Genomic DNA, 12,878 nt, shown 5'->3' on the forward strand with positions numbered 1-12,878 from the left:
CTCCCGGCGGCCGCGTTCGCGCAGGTCCACGGGCAACCGGAGATCATGGTCGCGGCACTCGCGGCGGGGTGGGCGGGGCGCGGCGTGTGGAGACCAGCCCGCGCGGGCACCGGACGAACGCGGCCGGGTACGGATCCGGCCGAGTGGCCGGGCGGCCGCGTGTCAGCCGAGGTGCCGCAGCGCCAGCCGCCCCACGATGCCCGGATCGGCGCCGAATTCGTCCAGCGTCACCTCGGTGAACGCCGACCGGGGTGCGCGGCGTGCCCATTCCTGTCCCACGGTCACCGGATGCACCGGGTCGTCCGAAGCAGCGATCACCGCCAGGGGGACGCTCAGCGCGTCCAGCAGGGCGGGTTCCGGCCATTTGTACTGCGCCGCTTCCTCCAGCGCCGACGGCAGCCCGGGCCACTGTGAGCGCCACGACCGGGTGAGCGCGTCGGCCAGCCAGCCGGGGCTGCTCGCCCGCATCCTGGCGATCACCGCATCCAGGCCCTCGGCGCGTAACTGGGCCGCCGTGACCGCCGCACTGTGCGTGGCGGGGCATTCCGCGGTATCCGGACCGGTCCACGCGGGCAGGGCCGCCACCACGCCACCGACCTCGCCCGGTTCCCGGCCCGCGGCCCATTCGACGGCGACCGCGGCGCCGAGCGAGATACCCGCCGCCAGCACCGGGCCGCGGGTCGCGGCGTCGTCCAGGGCGGCGCGGTAGCTCTCGATCACCGCGGCCGGATCGGGGTCCACGGCGACGAAATCGATTCCCGCGGCGGCGGATGCGGGGCCGAACGCGCGGCGGGTGAAGTGTGCGTCGGAACCGGTTCCGGGTAGGGCGACGACAACGGCCGGACGTGGGGAATCGAACACCGGACCGAGCGTAGCGGTGCCGCCGGTACCCATCTACAGTGGCGGGTACGGCCACAGCCGGGCCGGAGTAATTCGGATGACGTGCGACCCATGTCGTCCGCGCACAGGAGAGCAGGCGATGTCTTCCGCGGCAGGAAGAAAAGCGGGCGCCAAGTCCGCGACCGGATATTTTCGCAGGCTCGGCCGCAGATTGACCGAGGATATCGATCAGCTCGACGCCGAGGACCTGGCGGAGAAGGCAGACGCTTCGGGCGCCTGCCGGGTCTCGGAGTGCCGGCGCGGTGAGGAGGCGACGATGCTGGGCCGTTTGCGCAGTGTCGACTCCTGTCCGCAGTCCTCGGGTGCGAGTATGCAGGCGGAGTTCTTCGACGGCACCGATGCCATCACTCTGGTGTGGATCGGGCGACGCCGGATTCCCGGAATCGAATCGGGACGGCGCATCATGGTGCGCGGCCGGGTGGGAGAACGCGAAGGCCGTAAGGTGATGTACAACCCCTACTACGAATTGCGCGGAAACAGCTGACGTATGCCATCGAGCGACGAGTACGCCACCAGACCGCTGCCCCGGGCCGCGACCACCCCGGACTCCGCGCCCGCCGCCCGGGCCGGTTCCGCCGACGACACTCCTGAGGAACCGGATAAGCAGACCCTGCTGGAGCAGCTGGGTGGTTTCGGCGGCCTGATCTACTCGACGCTGCCGGTGCTGGTCTTCGTTCCGGTGAACACCCTGCTCGGGCTGACCGTCGCGATTTGGGCGGCGCTGGGAGTGGCGGCGGCGATTCTCATCTGGCGACTGGTGCGCCGAGAGCCGATCCAGCCCGCCGTCTCCGGTTTCGTGGGCGTGGGTATCTGCGCGCTGATCGCCTGGCGGGTCGGCGAGGCCAAGGGTTTCTTCCTGTTCGGGATCTACACCAGCCTGATCTACGGTGCCGCGTTCCTGGTCTCGATACTCGTGCGGCGGCCCCTGGTCGGGGTGGTGTGGGGGGTGCTCAACGGCCACGGCGGCGACTGGCGCGGAGATCCGCGGGTGGTCCGCCTCTACGACCTGGCGACCGTGGCGTGGGTGCTCGTCTTCGGTGCCCGCTACCTGGTCCAGAACCACCTCTACGACACGGACAACACGGGCTGGCTCGCCGCCGCGCGAATCGCGATGGGCTGGCCGCTCACCGCCGTCGCGCTGGTGGTGACGGTCTGGGCGGTGCGCCGTGCCGGGCATCTGCCCGCCGGCTCCGGACGCCATTCCGCCGATCCGGCCTGACAATCGCGGCGCCGCATCATCCGAAGGTGCGGCCCGGCGTCATCCGAAAGGGTGGACGAGGACCCACCCTTTGGTGTCTATCCCGCCCGCGCCGTTCATCGGACGATCGTTGACGAAGACGATCTCCCCGAGAGGACCGGCGAATGCGAACCGAGCAGCACCCGATCACCCGCCCCGAGCGGGGATCCGACCATCCGGTGCGGTCCCAGAGCCGCCGGGTCTCCGCCGAACTGGACGTCCTGGTCCCGGCGGCGGCCGGCGGTGACCGCGCCGCCGTGGCCGAGATCCTGCGACTGGTCCAGCCGTTGGTCCAGCGTTACTGCCGGACCCGCCTGGGCAACGCCGCCCATCTGCACGTCACCGCCGACGATGTGGCGCAGGAGGTGCTGATGGCCACCGTGCACGCCATCGGGCGCTACCGGGATCAGGGGAAGTCGTTCCTCGCCTTCGTGTACGGCATCGCGGCGAACAAGGTGTCCGACGCGTTCCGCGGTGCCCAGATCCATCCGGCCTATCCCGTGGCCGAGGTCCCCGAAGCAGTGTCCACCGCGGCCGGCCCCGAGGAGCGGGCGCTGGCCGCCGAACGCGGCGCCCTGGCCCGCGAACTGATGCAGCAGCTCAACCCCGTGCACCGGGAGGTGCTGGTGATGCGCATCGTGCTGGGCTGGAGCGCGGCCGAGACCGCGGCGGCGATCGGCACCAGTCCCGGCGTGATCCGGGTCATGCAGTACCGGGCGTTGAACAAGCTGCGTGCGCGCGCGGCGCAGCCCGTCGCCGCCTGAGGACGCGGAGGTGGGCCGAGTGCTGCCGGGTGGTCAGTATTCGGCGTCCTGCGCGGGTGTCAGGCCGGTGGTGCTGCCGGTCTGCGAGTCGATGCCGTGCGGTGCCAGCACCGCACGCAGTTCCTCCTCGGCGGCCGCGGAGACGACGAACAGCAGTTCGTCGTCGCCCTCGAAGGGGTCGTCGGGCTGCGGCACGATGACCCGCCCGCCGCGCAGAATGGTGACCAGTGCGGAATCCCGCGGCAGGGTCAGATTGCGCACCGGTTTACCGGCCAGCGTCGTATCCGGTGGCAGGGTGAGTTCGACCAGATTGGCCTGCCCCTGCCGCAAGGTCATCAGGCGGACCAGATCGCCCACCGATACCGCTTCCTCGACGAGGGAGGCCAGCAGACGCGGGGTGGAGACGGCCACATCGACACCCCAGGAGCCGTCGAAGAGCCATTCGTTGCGTGGATCGTTGACCCGCGCGACCACCCGGCGCACCCCGAATTCGGTCTTGGCCAGCAGACTGTGCACCAGGTTCGCCTTGTCGTCGCCGGTCGCGGCGATGACGACCTCGTAGTCCTCCAGCCCGGCGTCCTCGAGCAGTTGCAGTTCGCAGGCGTCGGCATGGACCCAGATCGCCTCGGGGACCGCCTCGCGGTCGATATGGTCGAGCTCGCGTTCGAGCAGCATGACGCTGTGTCCCGCCCGGAGTAGTTCGCGGGCGATGGAGCGGCCGACGGCCCCGGCTCCGGCAATGGCCACTTTCATGATCAATCCTTGTTAGCTGGAGGTTTCGCGGCCAGCGCGACGGCCTCCCCGGCCGAGCCGGAGGTGGCGGCCACGTACACGATGTCGTCGGCCTGCACGACGGTCTTGGCGTCCGGCAGGATGCCCTGCCCGAACCGGATGACGAACGCGACCCGGGCGCCGGTGGCGTCCTCCAGTTCGCTGACCGTGCGCCCGTACCATTCCTCGTGCAGGATCAGCTGGGCGACGGCGACGGTCCCGGTGGGATCACGCCAGGTCGTGGTGCCCGCGTCACCGATCAGTGTGTGCAGGAAGCGGTCGGTCGTCCAGGGCACGGTCGCGATGGTCGGGATACCGAGCCGCTCGTAGACAGCGGCACGTTTGGCGTCGTAGATACGGGCCACCACCCGGTCGATCCCGAACATTTCCCGCGCCACCCGCGCGGAGATGATGTTGGAGTTGTCGCCCGAGGACACGGCCGCGAAGGCCCCGGCCCGTTCGATACCCGCCCGGCGCAGAACCTCGCGGTCGAAACCGACCCCCACGACCTGCTCACCCGGGAAGCCCGGGCCCAGGCGCCGGAACGCGTCCGGATTACGGTCGATCACGGCGACCTCGTGACCTATCCGGACCAGGGCGCGGGCCAGCGACGCCCCCACCCGGCCGCATCCCATGATCACCACATACACGGTGAACCTCGCTCCTGACTCGGTCTGCCCTACGGCAAGTGAAACAGCCATATGGCTGCTGCGAAAACGAACCGTACTCGCTGGTTCTCGCCCCCAGCCACGTTCCCCCCGCGGGGGGTGGCCAAACCCCGCCGTCCGGTGAGGCCTCGCAGCGCAGCGGAGCACGGGGGCTTATGCTCCGTCCAGTGTCGAAGTTGACGACCGCCACCAAGCGTCTGGTGTTGGGGCGGCCATTCCGTAGTGACTCCCTGGGCCACACCCTGCTGCCGAAACGAATCGCGCTGCCGGTGTTCGCCTCGGACGCGATGTCCTCGGTCGCCTACGCGCCCGAGGAGATCTTCCTCGTGCTGTCGGTGTCCGGGCTGGCCGGTTACGCCTACGCCCCGTGGCTCGGGTTGGCCGTCGCGGTCGTGCTGGTCATCGTGGTCACCAGCTATCGCCAGAACGTGCACGCCTACCCGTCCGGCGGCGGTGATTTCGAGGTGGTCACCACGAATCTGGGCCCCACGGCGGGGCTGACCGTGGGCAGCGCGCTGCTGGTGGACTATGTGCTCACCGTCGCGGTCTCGATCGCGTCGGCCGCGTCCACCATCGGCTCGGCGATCCCGTTCGTGGCGACCCACAAGGTGCTCTTCGCGGTGGCCGCCATCGTGCTCATCACCGCGATGAACCTGCGCGGGGTGCGGGAGTCCGGCCGGATGTTCGCCCTGCTGTCCTATGCCTTCCTGTTCGGCATGTTCACCATGCTCGCGTGGGGACTGATCCGGATCTTCGTACTGGGTGACGAAGTGCGCGCCGAGTCGTCGGGTTTCGAGCTGCGGGCCGAGGAGGAGCATCTGGCCGGGCTGGCGCTGATCTTCCTGCTGGCCCGCGCGTTCTCCTCCGGTTGCGCGGCGCTCACCGGTGTCGAGGCGATCAGCAACGGCGTACCGGCCTTCCGCAAACCCAAATCGCGCAATGCCGCGACGACCCTGCTGATGCTCGGCTCGATCGCCATCGTGTTGCTGCTCGGCATGATCGTGCTCGCGCGGCAGGCGCATGTGGTGTTCGCCGAACACCCTGAACAGCTCGTCGGCGCGCCCGAGGGTTACCAGCAGAAAACGTTGATCGCCCAGATCGCGCACGCGGTGTTCAGCGGCTTCACCCCCGGTTTCTACTTCGTGGCCGTGGTGACCGCGGTGATTCTGGTACTGGCCGCCAATACCGCGTTCAACGGTTTCCCGGTCCTGGGTTCGGTCCTGGCCCAGGCGCGCTTCCTGCCCCGCCAACTGCATACGCGCGGCGACCGGCTCGCCTTCAGCAACGGGATCCTGTTCCTGGCGGTCGGCGCGATCGCGTTCGTGGTGGCGTTCGACGCGGAAGTGACCCGGCTGATCCAGCTCTACATCATCGGCGTGTTCGTCTCGTTCACCCTCAGCCAGACCGGGATGCTGCGGCACTGGAGCCGGTTGCTGAGCGGGGAGACGGATCCCGTCGAACGGCGCCGGATGATGCGTTCCCGGGCCATCAACGCGCTGGGCCTGGTGGCCACCGGGGCTGTCCTGGTGATCGTGCTGGTGACGAAGTTCTTCGCCGGCGCCTGGATCGCCATCGTGACCATGGCGGTGATCTTCGTGATCATGAAGATGATCCACCACCACTACAACTCGGTGGCCCGGGAACTGGAAGAACACGAATGGGACGGGGTCCTGCCGAGCCGGACCCATTCGATCGTCCTGGTGTCGAAACTGCACCTGCCGACCCGCCGGGCACTGGCCTACGCGCGGGCCGGGCGCCCGGATACCCTCGAGGCGATCACGGTGAACGTCGACGAGGACGACACCCGGGCACTCGTACGGGACTGGGAGAAGAGCGACAATCCGGTCCCGTTGAAGGTGATCGAATCGCCCTACCGCGAGATCACCAAACCGGTGCTCGAATATGTGAAGCGGGTGCGCAAGGACGCGCCGCGCGATGTGGTGACCGTCTTCATCCCCGAATACGTGGTCGGGCACTGGTGGGAGCAGGTGCTGCACAATCAGAGCGCGTTGCGGTTGAAGGGCCGGTTGCTGTTCGAACCGGGCGTGATGGTGACCAGCGTGCCGTGGCAGCTGAGTTCCTCGGCGACCGCCCGTGCGGCGGGCGAACCCGCGGCACCGGGCGCGGTACGGCGCGGCTACGGCGACAATGGGTGAGGTCCGATGAGTTCGTGGCGCGATGAAGTGCTGTCGGTACGGCTCGGGCCGCCCGGGCACGGCGGCTTCTGTGTGGCACGCCACGAGGGGCGGGTGATGTTCGTCCGGCACGGCCTGCCCGGTGAGCTCGTGCGGGCCCGGGTCACCGAGGACCGCGGCGGCGCGTTCTGCCGGGCCGAGGCCGTGGAGATCCTCGAGGCATCACCGGATCGGATCCCCGCCACCTGCCCGGTATCAGGTCCGGGTGGGGCGGGATGCTGCGATTTCTCCTTTGCCACCGCGGCGACGCAGCGGCAGCTGAAGGGCGCGGTCGTGGCCGAACAGCTGCGCCGCATCACCGGTATCGAACGCGCGGTCGAGGTGGAACCCATCACCGGCTCCGGCGATCGCACCGGCGGCTGGCGCACCCGGATCCGGCTCGCGGTGGATCTGGAGGGCCGGGCCGGTGTGCATCGCTACCGCAGTACCGGTGTGCTGACCGACCTGCGCTGTCCACAACCCGTGCCCGGCGCCCTGGACGATATCGACCGGCGCCGCTGGATGCCCGGCGCGGAGCTGGTGATCGCGGTCGACGACACCGGGGCCCGGCATATCGTCGAAATCGCCCCGCCGGTACCCGAGACCGGCCGGCGCGGCGGTGATCGGCACGGCGGCCGTTCCGGCCCCGGGAGCCGGGCCGACGCGCGTAGCGGACGTGCACGCGGGCCACGGGACGGCACGAGCCGAGCCGGCGCGGAGCCGGAGACGCCGGGTGCGCAGCGGCGGCGCACGGCGGCCCGGCGCGCCGCCGCTCACACCGATCGCGACGAATGGGTGGTCGAGGGCAGCGGCCGGGCCGTCCAGTACGTGGCCGGGCGGCGCTGGGAGGTGTCGGCGGCCGGATTCTGGCAGGCGCACCGCGGTGCCGCGCAGTGCTATTCGGATATTGTCGCCGGCTGGGCCGATCCGGGCATGGGTGCGACCGCGTGGGATCTGTACAGCGGCGCGGGCGTTTTCGCTGCGCGACTGGCCGAACAGGTCGGCCCGACCGGCGCCGTGTGGGCGCTGGAATCCGCACCGGCCGCGGTCGCCGACGGTCACGCCGCCCTGGGCGATCTGCCGTGGCTGGAGCTGCGTACCGGACGGGTCGAGCAGTGGGCGGCCGGACACCAGCACCCACGGCCGCGGGTGGTGGTACTCGATCCGCCGCGGGCCGGGGCCGGCAAACCCGTGGTGCACGCCGTGGCCGCCGCGGCGCCGGACCGGATCGTGCACATCGGCTGTGATCCGGCGTCGTTCGCCCGGGATCTGCGCCTGTACCTGGACGCCGGTTACGGACTGACCGCGTTGCGCGCCTTCGACGCGTTTCCGGCCACCCATCATGTGGAATGCCTTGCGCTCCTGGCGCGCTGACAAGCCCGTGCGGTGCCCTACTTCAGCTGCCAGGTGGCCCGCAGCGTCGCGGTGATCTCGGTCTCCCCGGATTCTATCGGCACCGGCGCCGGTGCGGACGCGGCGACCATCCGGATCCCGCCGGGCTCCGTGGGCTGCGCCGGCGGTGGCGCGGTGGTGTGCTCGGTGATCTCGAGCACGGGACCCAGTTCGCGGGCGGCGCGGCGGGCGTACTGCCGGGCCTTGTCCAAGGCGTTGTCCCAGGCGGCGTCGCGGGCGCGCTCCAGTAGCCGTTCCCGGTCGGCGAAGGTGTGCCGCAGCCCACCCAGCCGCGCGTCGTCGCCGCCCGCCGCCACGGCATGGGCCACCACGTCCGACGGCGCCGGTCGCGCGGGGTCGGCCGCGGCGGTGAGGGTGACCGTGAGCGTGCTGGTCGCGATATAGCCGATCACCCGTGCGGTGCCGTCCTGCCAGGCCGTATCCGAGCGCACCGACAGCATGCCGGTGCCGATATCGCTGCCGGGGACGCCGTCTTCGCGTAACGCGGCCGTCAGTGCCGTCACACTCCGGCCGGCCCGGTCGTAGGCCAGGCCGACGGTGCTCGCCCGGCATTCGACGCCGATCGAGAGCACGATCAGATCGGGAGCGGCGCGGACGGTGCCGTACCCGAATACGGTCACCGTTCCCGCCTGCGGCTGGGTCATCCGGTCTCCTCGCGGTCGGTGTGCGGCGCTTGTCGGTGCGCCGCTGTCCCGGGGCCCGCGGCCGGACGCGGTTCGCGCGGTACCCCCCTCTCACCCTAGGCTGGACCGATACGCCGGACCGCGGTTCCGGCCCGGTTCGGAGTGGGGCACGGCTCGCCGCCCGGGTGGTGCAGTCGGCTGCGGCTCCTAGACTGGTCGGATCAACTGCGCTATCCGGAGGGAGCGAATCAGGTGGGAGTGCTTTCCCGGGTCGATACGCCCGAAGACGTGCGTCGGCTCTCGGCACCGCAACTGCGGGAGCTGGCGGCCGAGATCCGCGAGTTCCTGGTGCACAAGGTCGCCGTCACCGGCGGGCACCTGGGACCCAACCTCGGGGTGGTGGAACTCACCCTCGCCCTGCACCGGGTATTCGATTCGCCCGCCGATCCGTTGATCTTCGACACCGGGCACCAGGCCTATGTGCACAAGATCGTGACCGGTCGCAAGGATCGCTTCGACACCCTGCGCCGCAAGGACGGGCTGTCGGGGTATCCCAGCCGCGCCGAGAGCGAACACGACTGGGTGGAGTCCTCGCACGCCTCGGCGTCGCTGTCCTATGCCGACGGCCTGGCCAAGGCGTTCGCGCTCACCGGCCAGGACCGTCATGTCGTGGCGGTCGTCGGTGACGGGGCCCTCACCGGCGGTATGTGCTGGGAAGCGCTGAACAATATCGCCGCTGCCAAGGACCGGCCCGTGGTGATCGTCGTCAATGACAACGGCCGCTCCTACGCCCCCACCATCGGCGGTCTGGCCGACCGGCTCACGGCGCTGCGCACCCAGCCGGTGTACGAGCATATGCTCGACACGGGCCGCCGGTTGCTGAAAAGTATTCCCGGCGTGGGCGATTCCGCGTATTCGATGGTGCACGCGGTGAAGGCCGGGATAAAGGACGCGGTGAGCCCGCAGGAGCTGTTCAGCGATCTCGGTCTCAAATACGTCGGTCCGGTGGACGGCCACGATCTCGTCGCGCTCGAATCGGCGCTGCGGCACGCGAAGGATTTCGGCGGCCCGGTGGTGGTGCACGCGGTGACCCAGAAGGGGCACGGCTACGAACCGGCCGAGAATCATGTGGCCGATCAGATGCACGCCTGCGGGCCCATCGATCCGCGGACCGGCGAATCCGTGAGCAGCGGGACCGCGGTCAGCTGGACCTCGGTGTTCTCGAAGGAGCTCATCTCCCACGCCGAACGCCGCGACGATATCGTCGCGATCACCGCCGCCATGCCGGGTCCCACCGGACTGTCCGCGTTCGGTGAGCGTTTCCCGGAGCGGCTCTTCGATGTCGGTATCGCCGAACAGCACGCGCTGGCCTCGGCGGCGGGTCTCGCGCTGGGCGGGCTGCACCCTGTGGTGGCCATCTACTCGACCTTCCTGAACCGGGCCTTCGACCAGCTGCTGATGGACGTGGCATTGCTGAAACAGCCGGTCACCCTGGTGCTGGACCGCGCCGGGATCACCGGGGCCGACGGCGCGAGCCACAATGGTATGTGGGATCTGTCGCTGCTCGGCATCGTGCCCGGGATGCGGGTGGCCGCCCCGCGCGATGCCGCGACCCTGGCCGAGGAACTGACCGAGGCGCTGGCGGTCGGCGACGGGCCGACCGCGTTGCGGTTCCCCAAAGACACTGTGGGCGCCGAGATCCGGGCGATCGAGCGGCTCGACGGCGTGGATGTGCTGTGGCTGCCGGACCGGGAAGGGCCGTCGGCGCAGGGCCAGCGCGGCGATGTGCTGTTCGTGGCCGTCGGTGCCCTGATACCGGCCGCGCTCCAGGCCGCGGAATTGCTGGAGGCGGAGGGGATCACCGCCACGGTCATCGACCCGCGGTGGGTGCTGCCGGTTTCCGATACCGTCGTCAAACTGGCCGAGAACTACCGCCTGGTGGTGACCCTGGAGGACAGCGGCCTGCACGGGGGGATCGGAGCGACCGTATCGGCCCGGCTGCGTGCCGCCGGCCTGGACATGCCCGCTCGCGATATCGGTATCCCGCAGGAATTCCTGGAGCACGGCAGTATCGCCCAGGTGCGTCAGGAGCTCGGCCTGACCGCGCCCGATATCACCCGGCGCGTCACCGGCTGGCTGGACGTGCCCTAGCCGCCGCGCGGCGGCCGGCCGTGCCCGCGGAGTACCGTGCGGGCGGTCGTCAGCTCGGCGGCCGGTCGATGAGGGCGGTGGCCAATGGCTGCGCGGCGAGTTCGCGCTGCCAGGGCCGGGCACCGTGACTCTTCAGGAAGCCGTCGACCGCCGCCGCGACCTCGCCGGCGGCTTCCGGTCCGCTGCGGTAGTCGGGCAGGCCGTCCCAGCACAGCCGCCGCACCAGATCGGGCGACAGCAGATTTTCCACCGGTACCGCCACCCGCTCGGAGATCCGGGTCATCACCGCGCGGGCCCGGGCCAGCCGGGCCGCGGCGGCGGGATCGCGGCGTTCCCAGCGGTTCACCGGCGGCGGCCCGTCGTAGGGCTGGCTCATCCGGGGTAGGTCCTCGTCCGGCAGCGCGCGGGCGCGTTCCACCGCGCCCAGCCATTCCCGGGAGTAGCGGCGCTGGCGCGGGCCGCCGAACACCGGCAATTCCCGTAGCTGCCCGATCGAGGCGGGTTCGGCCTTGGCGGCCGCGATGATGGCGGAATCCGGAAGGATCCGGGAGGGCGCGATATCGCGCCCGCGCGCCAGGGTATCGCGGGTGGTCCACAGTTCCCGCACGATCGCCAGCTGGCGGGCCCGGCGCAGCGTATGGATTCCGGAGGTGCGCCGCCAGCGGTCCGGTTTCGGCGTGGCCGGTTCGAGTAGCCGGATATGTTCGAACTCCTGCGCGGCCCAATCGGTTTTGCCCTGCTCGGCCAGCGCGGCGGCCACGGCCGAACGGAGTTCGATCAGCAGTTCCACATCGAGTGCGGCGTAGTTGAGCCAGGCTTCCGGAAGGGGCCGGGTCGACCAGTCCGCCGCGCCGTGCCCTTTGCGCAGCGCCCGGCCGAGCAACTGTTCGACCATGGCCGCCAGACCGACGCGGGGAAAACCGGCGAGCCGCCCGCCGAGTTCGGTATCGAACAGCACCGCCGGTCGCAGGCCCAGCTCGGCCAGGCCGGGCAGGTCCTGATCGGCGGAATGCAGGATCCATTCCAGTCCGTTGATCGCCTCGGCCAGTGGGGCGAGTGCGTCCGCGACCGGTATCGGGTCGATGAGCACGGTCCCCGCCCCGGCCCGGCGCAACTGGATCAGGTACGCCCGCGACGAATACCGGAAACCCGAGGCGCGTTCGGCATCCACGGCCAGCGGCCCGGAGCCGGCGGCGAGACGTTCGGCGGCCGCCGCCACGGTCTCGGCGGTGCGGCAGACCGGGGGAATACCCTCGGCCGGGACCAGCAGCGGTTCCGCGGTGGACTCGGCCGGAGCGGAATCGGTGGCTTCGTCGCGTGGGCCAGGATCGGACGCCGGAGGCAGGCCGGTGCCACCATCCGGGTGGTCACCGGACAGGTGTTCGGGCTCCTCTACTACCGGCATAAAGGGCCACTCTACGTGGCCGAGGCTACGTCCGATATTCAACCACGGTCGGTCTCGCCGGCCGGCGAGGGCCGCAGATCGGTGATGCCCGCCGGCGGTAGACCCGCCGCGTAGGCGAGGACTTCCCCGAACGCTTCCACATGGGGGCGCATCTCGGTGGTGCGGGCGGTCCAGGAGGCTCGTAATTCGAGCTGGTGCGCGCGGGGCGGGCCGGCGATATCTCCGTAGCGCACCGAACTGGTGGAGGTCACCGTACCGCCGAGCGCGGTGAACGGGCCCTCCCGGGATTCGAGGGCGTCCACCAGCCAGCTCCAGGCGACCTCCGGGAGGAGCGGATCGGCGGCCAGCGCGCCGTCGATATCGGCCTGGATATAGGCGACCAGCCGGAAGACGCCGTGCCACGCCTCGTCCCCGCTGGGGTCGTGGAGCAGGATGAGCCGCCCGAAGGCATCGCCGTCGGAGTCGATCGGTACGACGGGTGATTCCTCGTGGATCACCTCGGCGCCGAGCGCATAGGAGTAGGGGGCCAGACGTTGCGGCGGACGAATCGGGGACAGCTCGATCCGCGGATGTACGGATGCGGTGCCCATCGCCGAGACGGCGGCACGAAACGCTGCGGGTTCGTCGCCGGGCCCGTCGTCGGGTGCGCCGTCGCGGATATCGAGCGGTGTCACGGGGAATGACGGTAGACCCGTAGCACCCGGGGCGCGCGGAGGCGCGCCGGACGACCGCTGTTGCTGCGTGGGCGGCCCCGATCGTGGTAAACACCGCG

12 protein-coding genes are annotated in these 12,878 nt (G+C 70.4%); 6 read left to right on the top strand and 6 right to left on the bottom strand.

All coding sequences use genetic code 11. From position 1 onward, the window contains the following. Positions 1 to 162 precede the first annotated feature (162 nt). Positions 163 to 894, bottom strand: coding sequence for an alpha/beta fold hydrolase (locus ACLML9_RS12330; RefSeq protein WP_411945643.1), 732 nt, complete (start codon positions 892 to 894; stop codon positions 163 to 165). An 85-nt stretch (positions 895 to 979) separates the two neighbouring features. On the opposite strand from ACLML9_RS12330, the gene ACLML9_RS12335 reads away from it, so the two are divergent. The 3 genes from ACLML9_RS12335 (at position 980) to shbA (ending at position 2,901) form a co-directional block, all read left to right on the top strand. Then, on the top strand, positions 980 to 1,384 hold the full coding sequence (locus ACLML9_RS12335) for an OB-fold nucleic acid binding domain-containing protein (protein ID WP_030521605.1): 405 nt from the start codon (positions 980 to 982) through the stop codon (positions 1,382 to 1,384). Between the two features lie 3 nt (positions 1,385 to 1,387). Beyond that, entirely contained in the window at positions 1,388 to 2,119 is a 732-nt protein-coding gene (locus ACLML9_RS12340) for a DUF3159 domain-containing protein (RefSeq protein ID WP_411945644.1), read from the top strand. Positions 2,120 to 2,262: 143 nt separating this feature from the next. Next, positions 2,263 to 2,901, top strand: a complete 639-nt coding sequence (shbA, locus tag ACLML9_RS12345) for an RNA polymerase sigma factor ShbA (protein WP_411945645.1) — start codon at positions 2,263 to 2,265, stop codon at positions 2,899 to 2,901. A 33-nt stretch (positions 2,902 to 2,934) separates the two neighbouring features. Here shbA and ACLML9_RS12350 read toward each other — a convergent pair whose 3' ends face one another. After that, complete coding sequence (locus tag ACLML9_RS12350; protein ID WP_411945646.1) at positions 2,935 to 3,654, bottom strand: potassium channel family protein; 720 nt, start codon at positions 3,652 to 3,654, stop codon at positions 2,935 to 2,937. 2 nt (positions 3,655 to 3,656) lie between these two features. Further along, a complete protein-coding gene (locus ACLML9_RS12355; RefSeq protein WP_411945647.1) occupies positions 3,657 to 4,322 on the bottom strand; it encodes a potassium channel family protein in 666 nt (221 codons plus the stop codon). Between the two features lie 185 nt (positions 4,323 to 4,507). Here ACLML9_RS12355 and ACLML9_RS12360 point away from each other — a divergent pair, with 185 nt between their 5' ends. Both ACLML9_RS12360 and ACLML9_RS12365 read left to right on the top strand, forming a co-directional pair. Then, entirely contained in the window at positions 4,508 to 6,496 is a 1,989-nt protein-coding gene (locus ACLML9_RS12360; RefSeq protein ID WP_411945648.1) for an APC family permease, read from the top strand. A gap of 6 nt (positions 6,497 to 6,502) precedes the next feature. Beyond that, complete coding sequence (locus ACLML9_RS12365) at positions 6,503 to 7,888, top strand: class I SAM-dependent RNA methyltransferase (RefSeq protein ID WP_411945649.1); 1,386 nt, start codon at positions 6,503 to 6,505, stop codon at positions 7,886 to 7,888. A 17-nt stretch (positions 7,889 to 7,905) separates the two neighbouring features. Here ACLML9_RS12365 and ACLML9_RS12370 read toward each other — a convergent pair whose 3' ends face one another. Next, positions 7,906 to 8,571 carry an SIMPL domain-containing protein gene (locus ACLML9_RS12370; RefSeq protein ID WP_411945650.1) on the bottom strand — a complete coding sequence of 222 codons (666 nt, stop codon included), beginning with the start codon at positions 8,569 to 8,571 and terminating at the stop codon, positions 7,906 to 7,908. Between the two features lie 231 nt (positions 8,572 to 8,802). Between ACLML9_RS12370 and dxs the strand changes: the two genes are divergently transcribed. Then, positions 8,803 to 10,701 carry a 1-deoxy-D-xylulose-5-phosphate synthase gene (gene dxs, locus ACLML9_RS12375; RefSeq protein ID WP_411945651.1) on the top strand — a complete coding sequence of 633 codons (1,899 nt, stop codon included), beginning with the start codon at positions 8,803 to 8,805 and terminating at the stop codon, positions 10,699 to 10,701. A gap of 49 nt (positions 10,702 to 10,750) precedes the next feature. On the opposite strand, the gene ACLML9_RS12380 is transcribed toward dxs, so the two are convergent. Together ACLML9_RS12380 and ACLML9_RS12385 are read right to left on the bottom strand one after the other, a co-directional pair. Then, complete coding sequence (locus ACLML9_RS12380) at positions 10,751 to 12,106, bottom strand: HRDC domain-containing protein (RefSeq protein WP_411945652.1); 1,356 nt, start codon at positions 12,104 to 12,106, stop codon at positions 10,751 to 10,753. A 38-nt stretch (positions 12,107 to 12,144) separates the two neighbouring features. Beyond that, the gene (locus ACLML9_RS12385; RefSeq protein WP_051714614.1) at positions 12,145 to 12,696 is read right to left on the bottom strand and encodes a DUF3000 domain-containing protein; all 552 of its coding nucleotides are present in this window, start codon (positions 12,694 to 12,696) and stop codon (positions 12,145 to 12,147) included. Positions 12,697 to 12,878: the final 182 nt, after the last annotated feature.

Source organism: Nocardia sp. NPDC002869, assembly GCF_046764065.1.
GTDB classification, from domain to species: Bacteria; Actinomycetota; Actinomycetes; order Mycobacteriales; family Mycobacteriaceae; genus Nocardia; species Nocardia rhamnosiphila.

Excerpts from the sequence above, each read along its gene's own strand:
- ACLML9_RS12330 (WP_411945643.1), bottom strand. The coding sequence starts at position 894 with ATGGGTACCGGCGGCACCGCTACGCTCGGTCCGGTGTTCGATTCCCCA.
- ACLML9_RS12335 (WP_030521605.1), top strand. The coding sequence starts at position 980 with ATGTCTTCCGCGGCAGGAAGAAAAGCGGGCGCCAAGTCCGCGACCGGA.
- ACLML9_RS12340 (WP_411945644.1), top strand. The coding sequence starts at position 1,388 with ATGCCATCGAGCGACGAGTACGCCACCAGACCGCTGCCCCGGGCCGCG.
- shbA (WP_411945645.1), top strand. The coding sequence starts at position 2,263 with ATGCGAACCGAGCAGCACCCGATCACCCGCCCCGAGCGGGGATCCGAC.
- ACLML9_RS12350 (WP_411945646.1), bottom strand. The coding sequence starts at position 3,654 with ATGAAAGTGGCCATTGCCGGAGCCGGGGCCGTCGGCCGCTCCATCGCC.
- ACLML9_RS12365 (WP_411945649.1), top strand. The coding sequence starts at position 6,503 with ATGAGTTCGTGGCGCGATGAAGTGCTGTCGGTACGGCTCGGGCCGCCC.
- ACLML9_RS12370 (WP_411945650.1), bottom strand. The coding sequence starts at position 8,571 with ATGACCCAGCCGCAGGCGGGAACGGTGACCGTATTCGGGTACGGCACC.
- ACLML9_RS12380 (WP_411945652.1), bottom strand. The coding sequence starts at position 12,106 with ATGCCGGTAGTAGAGGAGCCCGAACACCTGTCCGGTGACCACCCGGAT.
- ACLML9_RS12385 (WP_051714614.1), bottom strand. The coding sequence starts at position 12,696 with ATGGGCACCGCATCCGTACATCCGCGGATCGAGCTGTCCCCGATTCGT.